This window comes from Pseudomonas gingeri (assembly GCF_013386165.1).
In the GTDB taxonomy this organism is placed as follows: domain Bacteria; phylum Pseudomonadota; class Gammaproteobacteria; order Pseudomonadales; family Pseudomonadaceae; genus Aquipseudomonas; species Aquipseudomonas gingeri_C.
The window spans coordinates 479,547-501,990 of sequence record NZ_JACAOS010000021.1 but is presented as its reverse complement, the minus strand read 5'-3'; the positions used below and the strand labels follow the sequence as shown (position 1 = coordinate 501,990).

General features: G+C 53.8%; 17 protein-coding genes and 1 pseudogene. 10 read left to right on the top strand and 8 right to left on the bottom strand.

Annotated elements, in window-relative coordinates:
* Nucleotides 1-66: 66 nt before the first annotated feature.
* The 6 genes from HX866_RS27415 to HX866_RS27390 form a co-directional block, all read right to left on the bottom strand.
* Nucleotides 67-957 carry an aldo/keto reductase gene (locus tag HX866_RS27415; RefSeq protein ID WP_177140802.1) on the bottom strand — a complete coding sequence of 297 codons (891 nt, stop codon included), beginning with the start codon at nt 955-957 and terminating at the stop codon, nt 67-69.
* Between the two features lie 90 nt (nt 958-1,047).
* Complete coding sequence (locus tag HX866_RS27410; protein WP_177100922.1) at nt 1,048-2,451, bottom strand: efflux transporter outer membrane subunit; 1,404 nt, start codon at nt 2,449-2,451, stop codon at nt 1,048-1,050.
* Nucleotides 2,444-3,622: an efflux RND transporter periplasmic adaptor subunit gene (locus HX866_RS27405; protein ID WP_177100920.1), complete on the bottom strand. Its 1,179-nt coding sequence runs from the start codon at nt 3,620-3,622 to the stop codon at nt 2,444-2,446. The genes HX866_RS27410 and HX866_RS27405 overlap by 8 nt, the downstream gene beginning before the upstream one ends.
* A complete protein-coding gene (locus HX866_RS27400) occupies nt 3,615-6,791 on the bottom strand; it encodes an efflux RND transporter permease subunit (protein WP_177140801.1) in 3,177 nt (1,058 codons plus the stop codon). Before HX866_RS27400 ends, HX866_RS27405 begins: the two co-directional genes overlap by 8 nt.
* Before the next feature lie 286 nt (nt 6,792-7,077).
* Complete coding sequence (locus HX866_RS27395; RefSeq protein WP_177100916.1) at nt 7,078-7,815, bottom strand: SDR family oxidoreductase; 738 nt, start codon at nt 7,813-7,815, stop codon at nt 7,078-7,080.
* A 234-nt stretch (nt 7,816-8,049) separates the two neighbouring features.
* On the bottom strand, nt 8,050-9,171 hold the full coding sequence (locus HX866_RS27390) for an alpha/beta fold hydrolase (protein WP_177140800.1): 1,122 nt from the start codon (nt 9,169-9,171) through the stop codon (nt 8,050-8,052).
* Between the two features lie 301 nt (nt 9,172-9,472).
* Between HX866_RS27390 and HX866_RS27385 the strand changes: the two genes are divergently transcribed.
* Nucleotides 9,473-10,396 (top strand): LysR family transcriptional regulator, encoded by a 924-nt coding sequence (locus tag HX866_RS27385; RefSeq protein WP_177100911.1) that lies wholly within the window; start codon nt 9,473-9,475, stop codon nt 10,394-10,396.
* A gap of 336 nt (nt 10,397-10,732) precedes the next feature.
* Here HX866_RS27385 and HX866_RS27380 read toward each other — a convergent pair whose 3' ends face one another.
* Nucleotides 10,733-11,680 carry an MBL fold metallo-hydrolase gene (locus tag HX866_RS27380; protein ID WP_177100909.1) on the bottom strand — a complete coding sequence of 316 codons (948 nt, stop codon included), beginning with the start codon at nt 11,678-11,680 and terminating at the stop codon, nt 10,733-10,735.
* 186 nt (nt 11,681-11,866) lie between these two features.
* Nucleotides 11,867-12,442 carry a TetR/AcrR family transcriptional regulator gene (locus tag HX866_RS27375; protein WP_371316692.1) on the bottom strand — a complete coding sequence of 192 codons (576 nt, stop codon included), beginning with the start codon at nt 12,440-12,442 and terminating at the stop codon, nt 11,867-11,869.
* A gap of 242 nt (nt 12,443-12,684) precedes the next feature.
* Between HX866_RS27375 and HX866_RS27370 the strand changes: the two genes are divergently transcribed.
* The 9 genes and pseudogenes from HX866_RS27370 (at nt 12,685) to HX866_RS27330 (ending at nt 22,170) form a co-directional block, all read left to right on the top strand.
* Nucleotides 12,685-13,533 (top strand): fumarylacetoacetate hydrolase family protein, encoded by an 849-nt coding sequence (locus tag HX866_RS27370; RefSeq protein ID WP_177140799.1) that lies wholly within the window; start codon nt 12,685-12,687, stop codon nt 13,531-13,533.
* Nucleotides 13,534-13,535: 2 nt separating this feature from the next.
* On the top strand, nt 13,536-14,525 hold the full coding sequence (locus tag HX866_RS27365) for an ornithine cyclodeaminase family protein (RefSeq protein ID WP_177100902.1): 990 nt from the start codon (nt 13,536-13,538) through the stop codon (nt 14,523-14,525).
* 29 nt (nt 14,526-14,554) lie between these two features.
* A complete protein-coding gene (locus tag HX866_RS27360) occupies nt 14,555-15,682 on the top strand; it encodes a hypothetical protein (RefSeq protein WP_177100900.1) in 1,128 nt (375 codons plus the stop codon).
* Nucleotides 15,683-15,685: 3 nt separating this feature from the next.
* Nucleotides 15,686-16,885: a cytochrome P450 gene (locus HX866_RS27355; protein ID WP_177140798.1), complete on the top strand. Its 1,200-nt coding sequence runs from the start codon at nt 15,686-15,688 to the stop codon at nt 16,883-16,885.
* A 77-nt stretch (nt 16,886-16,962) separates the two neighbouring features.
* The gene (gene dapA / locus HX866_RS27350) at nt 16,963-17,877 is read left to right on the top strand and encodes a 4-hydroxy-tetrahydrodipicolinate synthase (RefSeq protein WP_177140797.1); all 915 of its coding nucleotides are present in this window, start codon (nt 16,963-16,965) and stop codon (nt 17,875-17,877) included.
* 15 nt (nt 17,878-17,892) lie between these two features.
* On the top strand, nt 17,893-18,927 hold the full coding sequence (locus tag HX866_RS27345) for an aromatic ring-hydroxylating dioxygenase subunit alpha (RefSeq protein WP_177140796.1): 1,035 nt from the start codon (nt 17,893-17,895) through the stop codon (nt 18,925-18,927).
* A gap of 2 nt (nt 18,928-18,929) precedes the next feature.
* Nucleotides 18,930-19,892 carry a PDR/VanB family oxidoreductase gene (locus tag HX866_RS27340; protein ID WP_177140795.1) on the top strand — a complete coding sequence of 321 codons (963 nt, stop codon included), beginning with the start codon at nt 18,930-18,932 and terminating at the stop codon, nt 19,890-19,892.
* 110 nt (nt 19,893-20,002) lie between these two features.
* A complete protein-coding gene (locus HX866_RS27335; protein WP_177140794.1) occupies nt 20,003-20,905 on the top strand; it encodes a SphA family protein in 903 nt (300 codons plus the stop codon).
* Nucleotides 20,906-20,993: 88 nt separating this feature from the next.
* Nucleotides 20,994-22,170, top strand: a pseudogene (locus tag HX866_RS27330) (IS3 family transposase).
* Nucleotides 22,171-22,444 lie beyond the last annotated feature (274 nt).

The window sequence follows — 22,444 nt, the reverse complement described above, 5'->3', positions numbered from 1 at the left end:
GTTCTTCCTTTTGAGTCGCCAAATCGCTCGATGCAGCAGCGTGATTCGGTCTTCGGAACATGCACGCTACGTAGGAAACGCGCTGTCGAGGTCATCCAAATCTGATTGGGTCAGGCGCATATCCAGAGCGCGGGCGTTTTCACGGACGTGCTCAGCCGAACCCGTACCGGGAATTGAAATGACACCGCCATCGCGTAGTGTCCACGCCAACGCAATCGCCGCAGTGCTGCATTGATGTCGTTCAGCAATTTGTTTGAGGACCGGATTGCCGAGCAGTCCGCCCTTACCGAGTGGTGAGAACGCCATGATCGGCATCTGATGCTTTTGGGACCAGGGAATCAGGTCTGACTCAACCGCGCGATCCTGAAGGTTGTAGCGCACTTGGTTGGTGGCGCAGTTGCGGCCACCAGGGATGCTGTAGAGTTCCTCCATGTCCTTGACCGAGAAGCTCGACACGCCCCAGCGGCGGATCTTCCCAGCGGCTCGAAGATCCTCAAAAGTCTCCACGACCGTCTTAAGATCGGTCTGGAAGGTTCGCCAATGCAGCAGATAGAGGTCGATATAGCCAGTCTGCAACCGCTTCAAACTCTCCGCGCAAGAGGTACGAATCTGCTCCGCGGTGTGGTGATTCGGGAGCACCTTGGACACCAGGAAGACCTTATTGCGCTGGCCGGTAATCACCCGACCGACCATTTCCTCCGCGCTGCCATCTCCATACATTTCTGCTGTATCGATCAGCGTCAGCCCCAACGCAATACCGGTCCGCAGCGCGTCCTCTTCCTGGGAAGGGGGACGTCGACCCTCCGCAAGCTGGAACGTACCCTGACCGAGCGAGGGCACGCCAAGGCCGTCGGGAAGCTTCACTTCATGTTTGATTTCACTCGCCAAAACACTTCTCCCCAGCAGCCCTATTGCTGCTCCAGTCAAAAGGACCTTGCGCCTGGTTAATCCAATCATGGGTATTCCTCGCATTAGGTTGATTTCGTCGCAGGCTGGCGTGCGTGGTAGCAACGCAAGAGTCCTCACTTGACTGCGCCAAACCGAATCTCATGAATCATTTGCAGGTGGCTTCCAATCCCCACCCAGTTCACGTACGAGATCAATGCTTGCGATGAGTCTGCGAGTCTCGATATCGATGAGTGCTTCCTGACTTTGCAAATGCGCAATCTGCGCAGTGACTACCTGCAGATAGTCCACCGCACCACCACGGTATTGGCGTTCGATGATCTCGTCCGCACGGGCTGCTGCCTGTGCCGCGCCACGTTGTTTGTCACTCGCGTTCGCTAGCCGGTTTGTGAGGGTCAGTTGGTCCTCAACGTTCCGAAACGCGTCGAGCACTGTCTGTCGATACTCAGCGCTCGCTTGTTCAAACTCGCCTTGTGAGCGTTTCACTTCAGCTTTTCGGCTACCGCCGTCAAAGACTGGCAGCAGCGCAGCTGCGGGCCCTAACGCCCAGACCTTGCTGCCGGCAGAAATGAGATTATTGGTGGTCGATGCGAACCCGCCCGAGAGCCCCAGAGTAATGGACGGAAAGTAAGCAGCCCGTGCAACACCGATTCGTGCGTTGGCAGCAGCAACCCTGCGCTCAGCGGCAGCTATGTCAGGGCGTCGCTGAAGTAGTTCGGAAGGCGCGCTGACTGGGGTGGGACTCGGACTAGGTAGCTCTTTTGTCGGGGTTATCGCGAACGCAGAAGGCTGCTCACCCAACAAGGCAGCTATTGCATGCTCGTATAAGGCCCTCTCTGCGAGTTGTTGCTCTAACTCGGATTGCGCAGTGCCAAGCTGGGTGCTTGCACGGGACACGTCTGCCTCTGTAGTGGCGCCCCCGACAAAAAGCCGGTGGGTCAGATCCAGAGCGGATTGGTAGGCGGTAATCGTTTGTCGTAAAAGCACGATCCGACTGTCAGCGCCGCGCAGACGCAGGTAATTTTCGGCGACCTCGGCTTGCAGGCTGAGCTTGACGCTCTCCAGATCATAAACAGAAGCCTGCGCCTCGGCGTCGCCGGAGATCACAGAGTTCCTAACCCGCCCCCAGAGATCGAGTTCATACGAAACTGCACCGCCCAGGTTGTAGGCATTGCGGCGCACCGGTTCCCCGGTAAGATCCATTACCCGCTCTCTTGTTGCCCCCCCAGTCACATCAATTTGAGGGAATAACGCCGAGCGCGTGCGCCTTGCGACCGCCATCGACTGATCCATTCGGGCAATCGCCACAGCCAATCTGGGTGGATTCTGTTCGAGCCTGTGCACGAGAGCATCAAGTTCGGAATCATTGACGATGTCCCACCACGCGCCCCTTGAAGCTGTATCGGCAGGTCGTGCAGGAGTCCAAGGACCGGTCTCCTTGTACTCCGCTAGCGGTGCAGGGGTATTGGGCACTTTGTATTGCGGCGCAGTGTTGCAACCCACCAACAGAAAAGCAGCAGCGATCGGGGCGAGAAAGTCACGCATTTTTCACTCCTTGCGCAGGCGCCTGACGGGGTTTGATGTGATCACCCGTCTGGATTTCATCGGTCGGTGCCTTGATGATCCAGTCTTGCCTGCCAAGGCCTAGAACCTCCAACTCGCTGCCGAAATCAGTCACGATCGAGATCTTCTGGATACGCACCAACCCGTCCTGATCGGAGACTGCCACGGCAGTCCCTTCTTTTCTGAACATGATCGAGCTGGCCGGCACCCTGACGATGCCTGCTTGCGTACCGGACCTGTCATCAAGGTTGAAGGTCACCTGAGCGTATGCGCCGGGCTTCAATACGGCAGCTTGGTTGTTGTAGGTGAGCTGGATCATCATCGATCCGGAGTCGGAATTCACCGCCTCCGACGAACGCTCAATCACTGCATCAAATTGCTTACCTGGCAGGTCCGGTACAGCGAAGTGTGCGACCTGGCCATTGAATATTTGCTGGACGTACGCTTGCGGGATCTGGACACGGAGCCGCAATTTGGTTGCGTCCGAAACGGTGAATAGCGGCGCCGTCCCAGATCCGCCCGCAGCAATCAACGCGCCGATGTCAGTAGTGCGACTGGTCACCACGCCGTTGAAAGGGGCCACCACACGCTTGAATGCAGTCAAAGCGCGAAGCCTATTAACATCAGCCACCGCCTGATTACGAGCAGCGAGCTGGGCTGCAAACCTGCCGCGCCGCTCATCAGCGTCTTGTTGCGAGACGGCCTGACCGGCCAGAAGCTTGTCCCAACGCTGGCTGGTGGACTGCGCAAGTTTGAGTTCAGCCTCTGCCGTAGCGAGAGCCGCTTGAGAACCAATCAACTGTTGGTCCAAATCGGGAGTATCGATGTCTGCAAGCACTTGCCCTGCCTTAACTGGCTGGCCAATATCTGCATACCAACGGCTGAGGTAGCCGTTAGTCCGTGCATACACAGGGGATACTGCCCACGCTTCGAGTCGTCCTGGCAGAACTAGCGTGCCGCTCTTGGTGCTCGACGGCTGAATGATATCTGCCGTTCGCACGGCCGCAGCTTGATTCTGCTCCTGCAACTCATCGCGCTCTTGAACTCGCAACGCAGCACCCGCAGCCAAAGCCACGCAGACACCCGCAACACCGAGAGCCAATAGAGTTCTAGGGCGAATACTCTTGGGCGAGGTAATTTCGTCGTTATGCATGGGCGGACCTATTGGACTCTTGAGCGGCCCGGCGGCCGTGCAATATAGAAAAAAGCGTCGGTACGAAAAGCAGCGATGCAAACGTGGCGCAGATAAGCCCGCCAATCACGGCACGTCCCAGCGGTGCGTTCTGTTCGCCTCCATCACCCAGTCCGATTGCCATCGGCAGCATGCCAATGATCATTGCAAGTGCAGTCATGAGTACTGGACGCAACCTGGTTCTACCGGCCTCTAATGCGGCGCGAATGGCCTCCCCATGCTCTGCCATCCGCTCACGTGCAGAGCTAATGACCAGAATGCAGTTTGCGGTAGCAACCCCCATGCACATGATTGCGCCAGTGAGAGCCGGAACAGACAATGGAGTCCTGGTAATAAACAGCATCCAGCAGATACCGGCCAGGGCAGCAGGGAGCGCCAGGATGATGATCAATGGATCAGTCCAACTCTGGAAATTGATCACGATGAGAAGGTAGATCAGCACTACTGCCCCGAGGAGCCCTAATCCCAAGCCCACAAAAGCTGTGTTCATGGATTGGTATTGCCCGCGAAGCGTGGCTGTTACGGACGCGGGCTTGTCTGCGCTGAGGCGGTCCAGAATTTTCTGTACGTCCCCTGCCACCGCACCCAAATCACGCCTGTCGACACCGGCATAGATGTTGATGAGCGGCTGAATGTTGTAGCGGCTATCGACGACGGAAGATGTACCGCGCTCCAGCGTACCCAAGCCACCAAGGACCTGTGGAGTCCCTCCGCCTTCAGGAATAACCGGTATGCCGGAAATGTCCGTCAACGAGCCTAACTTGTGCTCCGGCGTCTGGATGACGATCGGGTAGGTCACGCCATTGGTGGGGTTGAGCCAGTAGACAGGGGTTCCCTGGGAGGTCCCCGCAACAGCAGTTGCAACGCTGTTCGTCACGTCGCTTTGGGTCAACCCGAGCTGACTCATGCGCGTCCGATCTGCGTTGAAGCGAAGCTCAGGGTATCCCGCAGGTTGGTGAATGCGAGCATCCACCAAGCCGTCGATCTTGCGTACCTCACGAAGAACGCGCTCAGCATACTGCCTCGACTCGGCCTTGTTCGGTCCAGTGAACTGGATGTCGATGGGAGCCGGTGCACCGAAGTTCAGAACCTGACTCGTCATATCAGCCGGTAGGAACGCGAACGTGGCCTCCGGGAAAAGATCAGGCAGCATGGCTCGAAGCCGAGTCACATACCCTTCAGTTGGATGGTGACCTGGCTTGAGCGAGATCATGATGTCGCCATCTTGAGGCCCAAGCGTTCCTGACGTGCTGTAGACCGTGTTGATAACACTGTTCGGAAGTCCGATATTGTCGGCAATCGACTCCAGCTCTTCGGCAGGAATGACTTCCCGTATCTTTTGCTGGATACGCTGGAACATTGCGGAGGTCTCTTCGACCCGAAGGCCCGGTTGACCCCGTACGTGCAATAACATTGAGCCAGAATCGACTTGTGGGAAGAATGTGCGGCCGAGAAACGGAGCCAGCGCGATGCTTGCAAGCGACACACCCACAAAAGCGATCACGAAAAGCCCACGTCGCTCCAAAACGTTTTTCAGTACATGTGTATAGCGCTCACGGAAAGCCGCAAAATAGCGCTCAAAACCTTTTTGAAAGGCTATCAGTCGACCGATCACGCCAGTACGCGTCTGCTGCTCTGACTCGGGCGAGTGATGCTTCAGCAGGTACATGGCCATGGTCGGAACCAAGGTCCGCGATAGTAGGAACGACGTGGTCATGGCGAAGATCACTGCTAACGCCATGGGTACGAACAGAAAACCCGAGACACCTGGTAGAAAGAACATCGGCACGAAAACGATACAGATGCACAGCAGCGCCAAAAATGCGGGCACTACGATCTGCTGAGCCCCATCCAGAATCGCCGTACGTACTTCCTTGCCCTCCTCCAAATGCTGCTCGATATTCTCGATCGTCACCGTTGCCTCATCGACGAGGATACCGACCGCTAACGCAAGCCCGCCAAGGGTCATGACGTTCAGCGTCTGGCCAAAAGCCGAGAGAACGGCGACGGAGCCAAGGACCGATAATGGGATAGACGTTGCGACGATAATCGCGGAACGCCATGATCCCAGGAAAAGCAAAATCATCAGGCTCGTCAGCGCAGCGGCTAGCACACCTTCATGAACCACAGCATCAACCGCTGCTCGAACAAAAAACGACTGGTCGTTCACCGGAGTGATGTTTAACTCGGGCGGAAGGCCACGTTTGATTTCCGGGATCATGTTCTTGACCCCCTGAACAATATCGAGAGTCGAGGTCGCCCCGGATTTGAGCACCGTCAACAGCACTGAACGCTGGCCGTCGACATGCACAACATTTTGCTGAGGGGCAGCACCGTCACGAACATGCGCGACATCGCGCATGCGGATGACCGCACCGGACAAAGTGCGGATAGGCAGGTCGTTCAATTGCTCTATTGTCGATGGGGCGTTGTTGAGCTTGAAGTTGTACTGGAACTCGCCAATCTTGACGAAACCCGCAGGGGTGATCTGATTCTGCGCAGCCAGCGCCGCAGTGACCTGAAGCGGCGACAAGCCGTAGGTTTGAAGGGCTTGAGGGTTCAGGTCCATCTGGATCTGCCGTCCGCTTCCCCCGTAAGGAAATGGCATCGCTACACCGGGCACTGTTACCAGACGGGGGCGCAGGAAACTGACGCCCATGTCGTACAAATCTTTCTCGCTCAGCCCATCGCCCGAAAGTGCCAGTTGCACAATCGGAACGGTCGATGCGCTGTAGTTCAAAATCAACGGGGGCGAAGTTCCTGCTGGTAGCTGTCGTAGCATCGTTTGCGCTGACGCCGTGACCTGGGCGGTGGCCAAGATCACGTTCGCACCCGGTTGCAGGAAAATTTTGGTGATGCCAATACCTGGTAGGGATTGCCCCTCGATGCGCTCGATATCGCTGACACCCGTGGTCAACGAACGCTGGTGAGGAATGACAATTCGGGAGGCCATTTCATCCGGAGACAAGCCGCTGTAGGTCCACGCAACGGCAATGACCGGTACGCGGATTTCCGGAAACATATCGCTGGGCATCCGAAAGATCGAGAGGATGCCCGCGAGCAGAATGATCAGTGCCATGACGATGAAAGAATAGGGTCGTGCAAGCGCTAGGCGCACAATTGCGCTCATCGGTCATTCTCCAATTGCAGATGGCGTATGACCGCCCAGATAGATTCAGGTGTAGTTGCTGGCAAGACTATTAATTTAACCAACGGAGTCGGATGCGAGTAGTTACTAAAAACCGGATGGGGCTGTGAATGCAGCTCAGCAATAGAACGGTCCAATTGAGCCGCATGAAACAATCAGTAACAAAGTAAACGTGCGCAGATTTAGCCGCACGCGAGCGTCACTGGGCTCATCCCGTCCGTTATAGCCCACTGGCGGCCTCCGTAAACTGCTAGCTCATACTCTCGATTTAGTAGTCCTGACAGGTGGGCCGGAACAAGACCTCGTTAATATCCACGTCGTCTGGCTGGCTCATCGCGAAGAGCACTACGCGCGCGAATGCCTCAGCGGGGATTGCCTTCGCATATAGCTGTGTCAGACGTGCCGAAACGACAGGGTCAGTGACTGTGTGCGTCAACTCTGTTGCCACCGCCCCAGGTGAGACAATGGTCGAGCGGATGTTGTAGGGCTTTACTTCCTGTCGCAGGCCTTCTGAGATAGCGCGAACGGCGTGCTTGGTTGCCGCATATACGGTGCTTCCAGGCCCCACCTTATGACCCGCAACCGAAGACACATTGATGATGTGTCCACTCTGCTGTGACTTCATGACCGGAAGCACGGCCGCGATACCGTAGAGCACGCCTTTGATGTTCACATCGATCATCTTGTCCCAGGCATCTACGTCCAAACGCTCTAGCAAAGAGTTCGGCATCAGGCCTGCGTTATTCAGCATGACGTCGACGCGACCGTGCAGTTTCACGGCTCGATCGATGAGGTTTTGTACTTCCTCCCGACTGGTGACATCGGTGGCAACGACTGCGTCCTCGTTCAAACCTAGCTCGCGCGCCAACGCCTGTAGTCTGTCCAGACGGCGGGCTCCAAGAACCACCTTTGCGCCGTGTTGAGCGAGTAGGCGTGCAGTCGCTTCGCCCAGGCCGCTGCTCGCTCCGGTAATGACAACCACTTTGCCGTCAATATTCTGATACATGGAACATTTCCTTTTGGCTTATCTCTGGACGCTGTCACCGGCCCGTTGTCGAATACAAAAGCCCGCAGCTTTGACGGTGTCGCGAGGAACAAGATCGACGTTAAGCACGCGGACGACCGAGCCGGACCAAGTGTGGATAGGCAGTTCGTTAAGCTGCTAAATGGTCAACGGACGTTGTTTGGCCGGAAGCTGCAACGCCTGTGCGCCCCCGACTAATAACCATGAGCTTTGATATCAGCGCTTTACTGACGAGGAGGTGTTGCTGGATTTCACGTTGTCGTGCATCCACTTCAGTATCAAATCTGCGATCTGCAAATTATTGCGGTCTTGCATGAGCATATGGCTGTTGCCGTGAATGCCAAGCTCCGGCGGGTGCAGCATTGTTGCCTGACCGCCGACCTCATTGATATGCTCGATAAACCCTTGGCACTGCTCGAACGTCTTCTGCCAGGAGAAGCCCGGCAAGCCGGTATCGGCATCCAGATGATCACCAAAGACAACCAGAATGGGGAGCTTTGCCAGCTTCTGGAAATTCTCCTCGGAGTAGGTGGGTTCACCGCAGGCTCCTGGTTCGATCAACACTAGGCCTTTGATATTTCGGCTATCTGTGAGCGCCGCTTCGAGAGGATAGGAACCCGCCTGGGAGTGTCCCATGAGCACGGCGCCGCCGGCTTTGTTGGAGAGGTCCGCAAGTGCTTTGTAATTGGGATTGGGGTTTGGCAATGACCAGTAATAATCAGGGACGGACTGCTTCGAAAACTCATTTAGAGCACTCAATGGGAACTGCTCGTCAGCAAAAGCTTCTCCGCTGGGCTTTCCAAACCTGAACAATCCCCAGCCGGCCTCGTTACTCAGACGGAAGACATTCGCCAGCTTGTCGATGCTTTGTACACCGGACCGCACATCATTGTAGGTCGCAGTGTCTACCCCTGAGCGTGCTCGGCCAATTTGATCCGGAACGTACACAGGATGCCCCCGTCGTACGAAGTACTCATCCCATCCCATGCGGCCATCAGGGGTGGTTTCATATGTCTTGCCACTCAGTGTTGCACCGTGAACCAGAATGACCGGAACGCCACCCCCCAACTCAGGGACCATGTACTGCACGTACATCTGGTTCACCTCGATCGTCCCACCTTTCTCAAATGGCTTTCCGAAAGGAGATGACAACTGAACCGGTGTCTCTTTTACGGCTTCACCACCGATAAAAAAGCTACCTTGGTCCTTGAGGATCAGAGGACCCGTTGGCTGAGCTGGAGTCGGCGGAGCAGCTGATACCGCACCCGACAGGAGCGCTGCTACAGCCATCGAAAGTAACTTGGCGGCAGTGCTGCCGTCTCTGGATAAAAGCTTCATTTCAATCCTCAATCATGTCGTGTCATCAGCTAGAAAGATCGCCTAAACGACCGACGTCTCTCAGGCTTGGGCTCACCCGTGGTAGGGCTTGACCGAGAATTCGGTAATCCCTTGACTCACAATTTCTGCATACCAATATTGTAGCGCTTGACAATTGCTGTGATAAGCTCAAGTAGAGCGCATGTGGTTGTGAACGGTGTTCATCAATAAACGACCGTTTATGCTGTAATCGCTCGGAAGCCCAGCACGGAACAGCTTCTGTGTCAGGCCCGCAGACTTTGACTCTGGATAGGATGGACTTATGTCGCGTACCAACATCAACGACCTCGTAGCCTTCACGTTGATTGCGCGAGAGCGAAGCTTTACGCGGGCAGCTTCTCAGCTCGGCGTGTCACCCTCAGCGCTCAGTCATACGATGCGGGCACTAGAGGAGCGGCTCGGCTTGCGCCTTCTGACACGAACCACGCGCAGCGTTTCGCCAACCGAGGCCGGGGAGCGAATGCTGGCAGCAGTGGGCACGCGGTTTGATGAAATTGAGGCTGAAATCGAAGCCCTTACCGAGCTTCGTGAGAAGCCCGCCGGAACGGTTCGAATTACTGCGATTCAACATGCCGCTGAATTCTATATTTTCCCGAAACTCGCGCAGATGCTGCTGGACTATCCCGACATCAAGCTTGAGGTTTCGATTGATTACGGCCTGACTGACATCGTTTCGGAGCGATTCGACGCAGGTGTCAGAGGCGGGGAGCAAATAGACAAGGACATGGTGGCTACGCGTATCGCGCCAGATATGCGCATGATTGTCGTAGGCGCTCCAGCCTATTTTGCGACCAGGAAAAAACCGAAGACCCCCCAAGAACTCACTTCCCACACCTGTATCAACATGCGACTGCCAACGATAGGCGGGTTGTACGCCTGGGAGTTTTCCAAAGGCGGTCGCGAGTTGAGGGTGCGGGTCGATGGCCAGGTCATCGTGAACAGTGGATCGACAATTATGAAGGCAGCCATAGCAGGCCTGGGGTTAGCCTTCCTGCCCGAGGAGCAGGTCGAGCCCTATATCGTCAGCGGGGAACTGGTGTGCGTGCTGTCGGATTGGTGCCCGAAATTTCCAGGCTACCACCTCTACTACCCTAGCCGCCGACAGCTATCCCCTGCGTTCAAGATGGTACTGAATGCCCTGCGTTACGATGGCCCCTTACAGAATGCTGCCCCGCGCCGCAAATGATACCAGACGGAAGAACCATGGAAGCTTCCGCCCAACCAGCCCATGCACACAGTGGCATGGCATTTCTCTTTTAGGTCAGAGAGTTATCTAAATTCACCCGTTCAGCCAAAGATTCCGAGGAAAAAGCAGCGACACATTAAACCAAACTAAAGTTTTATGAATAATTCACATATCAACATTCAAGTAATGTTACCGAGAAGACCGCCGACAACTTTTGATAAATTGACGGCGTGCCTTCGACTCACCAACAAAGTAGAAACCGCTGCACCTCAGAGCTATTGCGTGTGATTGAGAAAATACGACCCTGGCACTGATAAGAATGCAAGAGCACTCATCTCACGCGCCCTCCATCTTCCATACATCGCCATCAATCTTCACGCGGACCGCGCTGGGCCCAGCAAAATGCGTACCTAGGACGAGACGGCCACTTTCTGCGGACTTTTCCAGGATCCGACGACGGCTTGTGATAGCCAGCTCATCGTTCCAACAGGTATAACTACAAACATGAGGCTCGGCAGCCTGAAGAGGATGATGCATCACATCACCGCTAATCAAAGCCTCTTCTCCCTTGGATGAAATGATGATACTGCAGTGCCCTGGTGTGTGGCCAGGCGAATGCTCAAACCACACTTCGTCCGAGAGCATATGGTCATATTCGACTAACTGTGCCAGCCCCGCCTCAATGATGGGCTTGATGGAGTCTTGGTAGGTAGCTTCCTGTTCTTCGCCCTTATCAACTTTAGCAAATTCATACTCTCCGCGAGCAAAGAGATAGGCTGCATTAGGGAAGGTCGGCACCCACTTCCCATCGACAAGCATTGTGTTCCACCCGCAATGGTCTGTATGCAAGTGCGTACACAGTACGATATCTATAGATTCGCGTGGGAAGCCCGCCGCTTCAAGCCTCTCAAGAAACGGATTGTTCAACATGTTGAAAGACGCCCCGTCACGCTTTTTGTCGTTACCAACACACGGATCGACCATGATCCGCTTGCCCTGCGACTCTATGATGAAGGCCTGTATGTTGATTTTTATAAGACCCTCGGGCGTAGCAAATTCGGGTTGAAGCCAAGCGTGACGAAGCACGTCCTCTGGAGAAGCTTTGAGAAGTACTTGGGGGGGTAAAGTAGAGGTCGGAAACTCAAGCACGCGAGTAATAGTAACGTCACCAATCCTCCATGTTTTGAAGTTCAGCAAGTCAGAAGTGTCTGTGCCAATAACCATGGTATCGCCTACCAGCGGCTTTTCTACGGGCATGACTGCGCCGGTTTCATTCAGTTTCATGTTTATCCCTCTCTTATTTTTGTTGAGTAACAGCTCTGCCTCATCTGGACGGCTTTTATGCTTTGCTATGAACAGCGTTAACGTTTTCAACCTCGATTCGCCGCAGCACCCACCGTCGGAATACAGTTATACGGTACTTGCAGCGAACCCCTCGCTCGCTTTTACTAAGGCAACAACAGCTTTTTTTCAAATTAGCGTGTTTTCGATTGCCATATTGATGAAGTCATTTGCTTCTGATTCTGTACCCTTAAAGCCCGTGGCATATAAAAGAAACGGAGAAAATAGTGTCCAACCAAACATGAGAGCCATCGCGTGCGCGACCTCAAGCTGAGCATTATTAAGCCCCTCCCCCCCTTCATTTTCCTCCGTACGACGCTTTGTGAGACGAGAAACGCCACCGTCCTCAAGTGCAAATTCATTTGGCAAATGGCCGCTAATGAGCAACTGCGCAAGTATCTTCGTAAATGCAGGTCTGGCTGCTGCAATGGCAGCCATTTCCACAGCTGCCAGGGCTGAATCAGGAGCCGCAGAAGCGGCTTCTCTGAAAACAATTGCGTGATCAAGCAGCACTTCCCTTAACAGGCTTTCTTTACTTCCGAAATGTCGGTGCAACAGAGCATGGTTAACTCCAGCATGTGCCGCTACGTCCCGGACAGAGACCGAATCTGGCCCCTTCAGACCAAACAGCTCATTCGCAGCACTCAGCAACGCCGCTTTGGTCTCATCCTTCCCACGCGGCTTGGCCGCCTCCTTCAAATCCACGTTACTCAAAAACACCTCCAACTTGAGTCACGATGCATCACACCCTTAAATGCGAATTAGTCGCAACAACTTGTGTAGTCGTTAGGTTACACCATTTCCGCTTATGCCACGCAACCCTTTTTTACAAACGAAAAAAATGTCTGAGCAACCGTTGACAGGGTGTAACCCGATGGTTACATTTTAAGTGTAGTCGTACGGTTACACATCGCCAAAACCCATAAAAACAACCAAGCGGGTGGTATATGCGTTTCGCAAAAATTGTCGATGCCGAAGGTTCGGCGGTCATCGCTATCCTCCAAAATGGCCATGCCTACAAGGTCAGCAAATCAGCCAAAGCGTCAATCGCGGACATCATGCGGGATTTGGTCTCAGGTGATTTGGTCTCACGCCTTCCAAAATGTACGGAAGTACAATACGCCGCTAAAAGCTTGCTGCGCCCGATAGATGATGATGCCCGCATTCTATGCGCCGGCTTCAATTTCAGCGCTCACGCGGTTGAGTCAGACCGCGAACAGCCGAGTCATCCAACCTTTTTTGCGCGTTTTTCCAGTGGCCTGGTGGGTCCAAACGATGCCATCGAGCGCCCGTACGTATCCGACACCCTAGATTGGGAAGGTGAACTTGCCGTCATGATCGGCAAGGGTGGACGGGATATTTCAGTAGAAGAGGCATTCGAGCATGTCGGTGGGTATCTGTGTTTTGGCGACCACAGCATTCGCGAGTTTCAAACCCATAGCACTCAAGCAACTGCCGGCAAAAACTTTGATCGTTCCGGTGCAGCAGGGCCCTGGGTTGTGACTCCAGATGAACTTCCTCACCCAGATAGTTTTGAGGTATTTACCTCGCTCAATGGTGAACGAGTTCAGCACGGCCAGCTTTCCAATCTCCTCTTCAGTATCCCTGAGTTGATCTCCTACGCATCCAAGTTCATGGAGTTGCGCCCAGGTGATGTGATTGCTACGGGCACACCTTCTGGAATCGGTGCACGTCGAAATCCACCTAGGTTTCTTCAGGAAGGCGATGAGATCAGTGTTGAAGTCCCAGGCATAGGTACGTTGACCAGCCACGTCATCAACCAGAAGGGGATCTGAAGATGCATTCTCCAATATGGATAACTGAATCTGAAGTGGTCGGCCTCCTCAGTTTGGAAGAAGCGTTGATCCCATTACGTGAAGGCATAAGCCGCTTGGCCACGACCGATGCATCAACCTTCCCAAAAGCAATGCACGCGTGGGGAGGTGGAAGCCTGCACTCGTTGGGCGCGTTTGACCCAACCACCGGAATGGGTTGCTTTAAAAACTGGGTGAACACTCCGAATGGTGCTGTCGCCTACCTTTCCTTGTTTGATACAGAACAAGGAAAGCTGCTGGCAATTATTGAAGCCGGTGCGCTGGGCATGATGCGCACATCCGGAGTCACCGCATTAGCTACAGATGAACTGGCAGATCCTCATGCAGAAGAAATAGCAATCATAGGCTCTGGCCGCCAAGCCCTGCATCAGCTCGGTGCGATCGCCCTAGTCAGACGGCCAAGACAAGTAAGGTTTTGGTCGCCGACTCCTGAGAAATGTGCAGCAGCGGCCATCAATGCAGCTGAGCGATTCGGTGTAAATGCCATAGCCGCTGAATCGTTGGAGTCCGCCCTTGAAGGCGCTTCAATCGTCGCTACTGTCACCAGGGCACATGAGCCGTTTCTGAAACTGGAGCACTTGGCTCAAGGCACTCACCTCAACGCAATGGGTGCGATCCTTCCAGGCCACGCAGAGCTATTCCCGGAAGTGCTCGCTGCTGCAGAAATCATCGCAGCTGACAGCGTCTCTGGCGTTCAGCGGCTACGCGAACTTACCGATTCATCGGTACTGGCCCCTTCGCTTGGAACAAGAGTTCAAGAACTCTCGACACTACTTGCACAAAAAACAAATGGGCGCCCCGCCGCCCCCAGGTTGACCGTCTTCAAGTCGGTCGGCATTGGTGCATCCGATCTCGCTCTAGCCGGTGAAGTCTATCAGCGAGCCATTAAAACAGGAGGGGGACGTTCGTTTCCCGCTCCGACGTCTACGCAGCCAAGGTGGCGTCGCAATTAACTACCTGTAACCAATGAGGAATAAAAATAATGTCCACCTCTTACCTCTCTCCCAGCATCATTGATAGTCGAACATTCAGGCCTCGTGATAACGAGATGTGGCCCGCTCATATAGTGAAGGCAGCCGCAATAACCGAAGCAGTTGAAACGCTAAAACTCGGTGCTGCTGGCAGCAACGGCCGACGTGAAGGCCTCATCGCCCATCCCGCCAGCCGAGAGCCTGGCATTGGGCTCGCACCCAGCACTGCGGTGTCTTATGGAGTATTGCTGCCCGGAGAAAAAACACAGCCCCGGCGCACGAACGCTTCATCGTTCTCAATTGGCATCGAGGGTTCTGCGGTCGCCTATGTCGATGATCGCAAGTTTTCAATTGCTAAATGGGACGGGTGGAATACACCTGGCATGCGCATCGAGGTGCTTGAAAACAAGACTGACAAGCCCTTTATCTATGTGACCTATTCAAACGCTCCTTTCCTGCAGAAGCTCGAAGTCTTCTACGAAGAATATAATCCTCCTGAAGCCAGTCACATCTCGCAGACTCCCGAGTTTGCGGACAAGTTGGCGAAGCGGGCCCGAGCTAAAGACATGGCAGGAAAGCCGCGGGTAGTTGGCGACACAGGCGCCATGCTGCTGCCTTACGAACATTTGATCGATCCTGATTTCATAGAATCGCGTGCTCTGCACTGGCGATGGGAAGACGTTGCGCCGCACATGGGCTTGGTTCGGTCGCTGTCGCAGGGCTACAACGGCAGACCACTGTGGTGCCTTTACAACTCCGCTACGGGCTCTCGTAACGGAACCACCTTTTCGTTCTTCGCTACGATGACTTCAGCCGCTCCAAATTTCATCGGCCCGGTACATCGTCACGTCTCCTCCGCAATCAACCTGATTCTTGAAGGTAGCGGTTGGAGCATCGTAAATGGCGAGCGCATTGAGTGGGAAGCTGGCGACATCATGCTTTCCGCACCAGGTTGGTCCCCCCACGGGCATGCATTCGGGCCTCAAGGCGCCATTGTCCTGACCATCCAGGACCACCCGCTACATATCGGCGCGGAGTCCCTGATCTGGCAAGAAGACCTCAAAAATGGCCCGATTCTTTCATTGGGCGCACAGGCCGGCTTCGAAACCAACATCTCTGAATTTCGCAAGGCGGAGTAACGTATGTTCAACCCTGTTGAATTTGTACGGCTGCGCGATCGCTATCCGACCTACCGCGAAATGCGCGACAACACGCCGGTTATAAAAGTTGAAAATGGCCATGCGCCCAACTGGATCCTGACTCGTTATGAGGACGTGTCACTCTTGCTTAAAAACCCCCAAGCGCGGGTCAAACCCGCTGGCGGTGCCCCTGCATGGTTAGGCAACGGTGCCGCTGCGGCCATGTTTGATGCACAACTGGTACTTACCGACCCTCCGAACCATGATCGTTTACGTCGACTGGTAAGCCCTGCATTCACTGTTCAGGCCCTGCGCCCCTTGGAATCCTGGATCCACGAGATGGTCAATAACCGTGTCGAAGAGCTAGCGGGACGCGACTCGTTTGACTTGGTCAATGACCTCGCCTCATTTGTCCCTGCGACCACGATCCTCCATATTCTCGGCGTGCCCAGCACTGATTGGGAGCCTCTTATTTCAAGGGTGCCGGCGTTTTTACACTTGTTTTCGCCCTTCCCCATTATGGAGGAGCAGCGTGAAGCCTGCGAAGCAGCCTGCCAGTTCTATATTGATTACTTCGATAACATCGTCAAGGATCGCTGGTCAAACCCTGGCGATGACATCGTCGGAAAATTGATATCCGTCCACCAACAGGACCCTGAATTCACACGCATCGAATTGCTGAGCATGTTACATGCATTCCTGAATGCCGGTTTTGAAACCACCATGAGTGCTTTGGGCGGAGGATTGTTTGGAATGCTAAGTCAAGGCGATCCGTGGAAACAGCTATGTGAGGATCCGACGCTGGCAGGAGCTGCGCTGGAAGAAACGTTACGATTCGACCCCCCCGTTCATTTCATGCGGCGCTTCCCGGTAGAGGATACAAACTTCAGCGGCATCATTATCCCAGCTGGAGATTCCGTACAAGTGTGTCTGGCGTCGGCGAACCGGGATGAACGAAAGTTTTCTGACCCCGATCGAATCGATATCCATAGAGCGGACAAGAACCATGTCACGTTCGGTGGGGGGCGGCACTTCTGCATCGGTGCCATGCTCGCCAAGCTGGAGGCGCGAACAACGCTGGAGGCGATAGCGCGCAAACTTCCTAACCTGGAACTTCTTGATCTCGCACCTGAACGCCAGGAACACCTGATGTTTCATGCCATCAAAAATTTGAAGGTCAGTACCGGGTCGTACCGTATCTAAACCTATTTCCCTGCAACGGCGGGCTTGAACACGGATTCGGATTTTAGTCATACGAACCGGGTCCAAAGGAGTTTCTGATGATATCGCTAACTAAAACCGCTTTGCGCGGTTCTTACCCTCCTGTCGTGACCCCGTTCTTGAACGGCGAAGTTGACTACGACAGTTATTCAAATTTGATTGAGCATCTCATTCAGGGCGGCTCCCATGGTATTGTGATTAATGGCACTACTGCCGAACCCACAACACTAAGCTTGCAAGAACGCAGCAAACTTGTAGATGTTGCAGTTAAGACGGCTGCAGGGCGCGTACCTGTAGTCGCTGCCACAGGCTCACAGAATTATCATGAAACATTACAGCTCACAAAAGCGGCGATGCAATCGGGTGTCGATGCCCTGATGATAGTGACCCCTTACTTTCTTAAACCTCCGGTGCGCGGTCTCGTAGAGTATTACGTAAAGCTGGCAAGCGAAACTGACCTACCGGTGTTGATCTACCATATTCCTGGCAGATCCGGTGTATCGCTTCCACCCTCTTCGATTGAACAAATAGCTAAGCGCGCGCCTAACTTGGTGGGCGTAAAACATGCGTCCACTGATCTAGCGTTCGTTACTGAAACCCTCGTACGCCTCGGACCTGACTTTCGCATATTTGTTGGGTTGGAAGAGCTGAGTTTCCCAATGATGGCGATCGGCGCAGCTGGCCTAATGAACGCGGCGGGCAACATTGTACCCGCTAAGATTGCGGCGCTGGCTCAAGCTGCCATGAATGAGGATATGGCGAAAGCACGTCAACTTCACTACGAGCTCTTTGAGCTGAACCAAGCTATTTTCTGGGACACCAATCCGATCCCGATGAAATACATGCTCTATCGCATGGGTATTCTTCCCAATAACGAACATCGCTTACCGATGATGAGTGCAACGCCTGAGCTTGAATTAAGGCTTGACGTCTTGCTCAAAGATCTGAACATGCCGCTGAGTTCTGTCCGCTGATTAGGGGGAATCTGTATGAACTACCTGCGTAATATCTGGTATGCAGCTGCTTGGTCAGAGGAGGTAAATCGCACCCCTCTAGCCCGTGACCTGCTTGAAAAACCCGTGCTGATGTTTCGTGAAGTGGATGGCACTCCAGTGGCGATCGGCAACCGGTGTTCACACCGTTTCGCACCGTTATCTCAAGGTCCACTGGTGGGTAATTCCATCCAATGCCCTTATCACGGGCTTCGATATGACGGTACAGGCACTTGCGTCCACAATCCACACGGGAATGGAGAAATCCCCAACGCTGCTCGCGTACCGTCTTACATTATCGAAGAAAGGCACGGGTTGATATGGCTGTGGGCAGGCGATCCGGAGAAAAGTGACTCTACTCTGATCCCAGACCTATCGCATCTAGAAAACCCAATGCTGGGCACCGTCCGAGGCTATATGGACATGAAGGCCCATTACCAACTTGGCGTCGACAACCTGATTGATCTGAGCCATACGCAGTTTGTACACGGAGATATTCTCGGGTCAGACAACTATCACAGCTCAAGCGTAGAGGTGATTCAGCACGGTGAAACCGTATTGGTGAAACTCTCAATTCCGAATAGCGATGTGCCACCCATTTATCAACGCCACATCAGTAATCCCAAGGAAAAGGTTGATTACTGGCTTGACGCAGTTTGGTCTCCGCCCGCCATGGTGATTAATGACGTCGGCGTATCAGCACCAGGTGCCCCTAGAGACAGTGGTATTCGCTCGAAAGGATTGCATCTGTTAACGCCAGCGTCGGAACGCTCTGCCCATTATTTTTTTGCGCACTCGCGAAATACAAAAATTAACGACCCCGATTTTGACGAGCAAATTCGCGAATGGCATCGCGTGGGTTTTGGGCAGCAAGACAAACCGATAATTGAAGCCTCGGCCGCGATGATGGGCAACGAAGTGGATCCGATGAAGTTAGGAGCCGTGCTATTGCCCACCGATGGAGGTGCTCTACGCAGTCGGCGCATTCTGGCAAAGCTCATTGACACCGAGCGCAATGGCGTTGTGGAGTAACAATGACTATCTCTCGACAGTTTTTAAACTTAAAGATTACTGCCAAACGCCAAGTAGCAGACGATATCGTTGCACTGGACCTGGTATCAAGCGATGGTAAAGAACTCCCTGAATTCGAAGCAGGATCACACATCGACTTGCAGTTGGCAGAGGGGATTTCACGGTCATATTCGTTGTACGGCAGTAGCACTGAACGCCATGTCTATCGTATTGCAGTTTTACGTGAACCTGATAGTCGTGGCGGCTCTCGCTATATACACGATGCGCTGAACGTTGGAGACCGGGTGAACGCCACACCACCACGGAACAACTTTTCTCTGCATGAAGCCCCCCACCATGTGCTATTTGCGGGCGGGATTGGGGTAACACCAATGCTGAGTATGGCGTGGACCTTATGGGAGCGTGGTGAGTCATTCCATATGCATTACTGCGCACGCAGCTTGACGCGAATGGCTCTGCGCGACGCATTGACTACTGGACCATTCGCCAAACACGTAAGCTTGTATTTAAACGATGCCTCCCCCGCCGAGCAACTGGACATCGAAGCCGTCCTGACCAATGCACCACAAGGTACGCATTTTTATACCTGCGGCCCCGGTGGTTTCATCGAATGGATCGAAACGAAAGCCAGCCAATGCAGTATTGACCCTCAGTATCTGCACCATGAATATTTTACTGCCGAGGTCGATACAAAGGGTAATGAGTTCGAAGTTTTCCTGGCGAAGTCGAACATCACGGTCAAGGTTCATGAAAACGAGTCAATTGCTGATGCACTGTTCAAGGTAGGACTAGACGTTCCAATCAGCTGTGCTCAAGGCGTTTGCGGAACCTGTATTACACCTGTGCTCGAAGGCACCCCCGATCATCGAGATCAATATTTGATGACGTCAGAAAAGGAGTCCAACAAAATGATGACTCTCTGCTGCTCACGCGCCCTGAGTTCACGCCTGGTGCTCGACATCTAAATACACGAAAGGATTCTAAACAGCATCAACATAAGCGACGATTTAAATCGTCGCTCGGATCACCGCTGCCATAAATAAAGAACCTACAATAACAATAAAAGGCTCCTGAAATGAAAAAGAACGTCACGCAATACATCATTCTGGCCGCAGTTATTATTGCCAGCCCCGTAGAAACAGCCTCAGCTGTCGAAAACGGTGTTAGCACATACCCTGCGGGATCACTCACTATTTACAATGGGTTCATACCTGCACCAGGAACCTATATAAACATGTACAACGAGTACATCAACAAAGACAAAGTAATAGGCAATGATGGAAAAAAATCGTTCGACGCCAAAATCACCGGCAGCGGTCATGCAATACAAATAATTCATGTTTTTGACAATATTACATTCGCAGGTGCAAATGTCGGATTTGAAATAGATCAAACTTATCTAGACGCACGCTTTAAGTCGAGCGACATTGGAGTCAATACATCTGAGGGAGCGTTTGGTGACACTACGCTTGGCTTTCGTTTAGGCTGGCACGACAAGACAGTCCACCAGCAATTAATTATTCTGGGTGCGATTCCGACCGGCAGCTATGACAAGAGCGAAACATTCAATGCTGGCGTCAACTATTACTCGGGCATCGTACACTATGCTGTTACTTGGCTTCCAACCAAACACATTGAAGCCTCCGGTGAGTTGATAGGTGTATGGAACGCACCAAACAAGGATACTGATTACCGATCCGGCATCACTGCCAACATGAACTACAGCTTGAACTATCACTTTGATGACGGTTGGTTTTCCGGCATAAGTGGATATTGGATTAACCAAATAACGGACGATAAGCAAAATGGAGAGACGGTAAACGGTAACGGAAACCGGCTGCGTACTTTTGCGATTGGCCCACAGGCAGGCTATATCGCTCCAAAGTGGGCCGCTTATCTCGCTTGGCACCATCTAGCCTACGTACGTAACACCTCCGAAGGTGATGTAGTTTGGCTCGACCTTTCTTACAAACTTTAGAGATGGCCTTCTGGCGACTGAACGGGCCCCATGAAAGACAGGACACCGTTCCCCCCTTAAGATAAGGGATAGGCAAACGGGTATGTTTATGACTAACAGCAACGATAAGGGTGGCGAGCTGCTCGACCAGGAGCGGCGTCGCCGCTGGAGTACCGACCAGAAGCTGGCCATGGTTCGCGAGAGCCTTGAGCCGGGCCAAAGTGTGTCCTTAGTCACTCGGCGAAACGGCATCAACGCCAACCAACTGTTCCTGTGGCGCAAGTTGTACCAGGAGGGAGCCTGTCAGCGGTCAGTGCCGGTGAGGCCGTGGTACCGGCGTCAGAGCTGAGCGATGCACTCAAACAGATCCGTGAACTGCAACGGATGCTGGGCAAAAAGACGATGGAAGCGGAAGTTCTAAAAGAAGCCGTAGAGATCGCCCGGTCGCGAAAATGGATTGCGCACTCACCCTTGTTGCCGGGGGACGACCAGTGAAACTGGTCAGCAAATGTCTCGGTGTGTCGCGCTCGCAATTAACGGTTCGAACCAAGCAATCGGCATCGCCCAGAAGACGGCGACGCCGGACGGTGGACGACATGGAGCTGGTCGCTGAAATCCAGCAACAGGTCAGCGAACTGCCCAGCTATGGCTACCGTCGTGTCTGGGGATTGCTGCGTCGTACGCGTGAAACCCAGTTACTGCCGGCGATCAACGTGAAGCGGGTTTATCGGGTCATGCGTGATCACCACCTGTTGCTTGAGCGCCGAGTCAAACAGCCCGGCGTGCCGCGTCGGCACGAGGGTCGTATTGCTGTTACCACCAGCGATACACGTTGGTGCTCGGACGGTTTTGAATTCCGTTGCGACGATGGTGCGAAGTTGAGCGTGACCTTTGCTCTGGATTGCTGTGATCGCGAAGCCATCAGTTGGGTCGCCAGCCCGACCGGCTACAGCGGCGATGACATCCGGGACTTGATGCTGGAAAGCGTAGAGAAGCGTTTTGGCGATCAACTGCCGAACACACCGGTTCAGTGGTTGAGCGACAATGGCTCGGCCTATATCGCCGAGCAGACGCGCCTATTTGCCCACTAGATAGGCTTGCAGCCGGTGACCACACCGGTACGCAGCCCGCAGAGTAACGGCATGGCGGAGAGCTTCGTGAAGACGATCAAGCGAGATTACGTAGCGCACATGCCCAAGCCGGATCGGGAAACGGCGTTGCGCAATCTGACGATTGCCTTCAAGCACTACAATGAGCAGCATCCGCACAGCGCTTTGAAATATTGATCGCCGAGAGAGTTCAGACGCTTGGCCGCAGCATCAATTTAACGGGGAGTTGGTGTCCGGTTTGGTAGGGGCAAGTCCGCTGCGCTTCCACGAACACTTCAAGTCAAGAGATCAGCTCAAAGACGCCACGAGACGCATCATCTACCTTATGCTTGGCTAGCACAGGAGGATTTTTATGCGGCCCGAAGCTTAATCGTCTACCAAGCCCCATCAAGCTGAACGATTGAGATCCCCCGCCTCCTTATATTTCAGTCATAATCTATCCTGTCGTCAG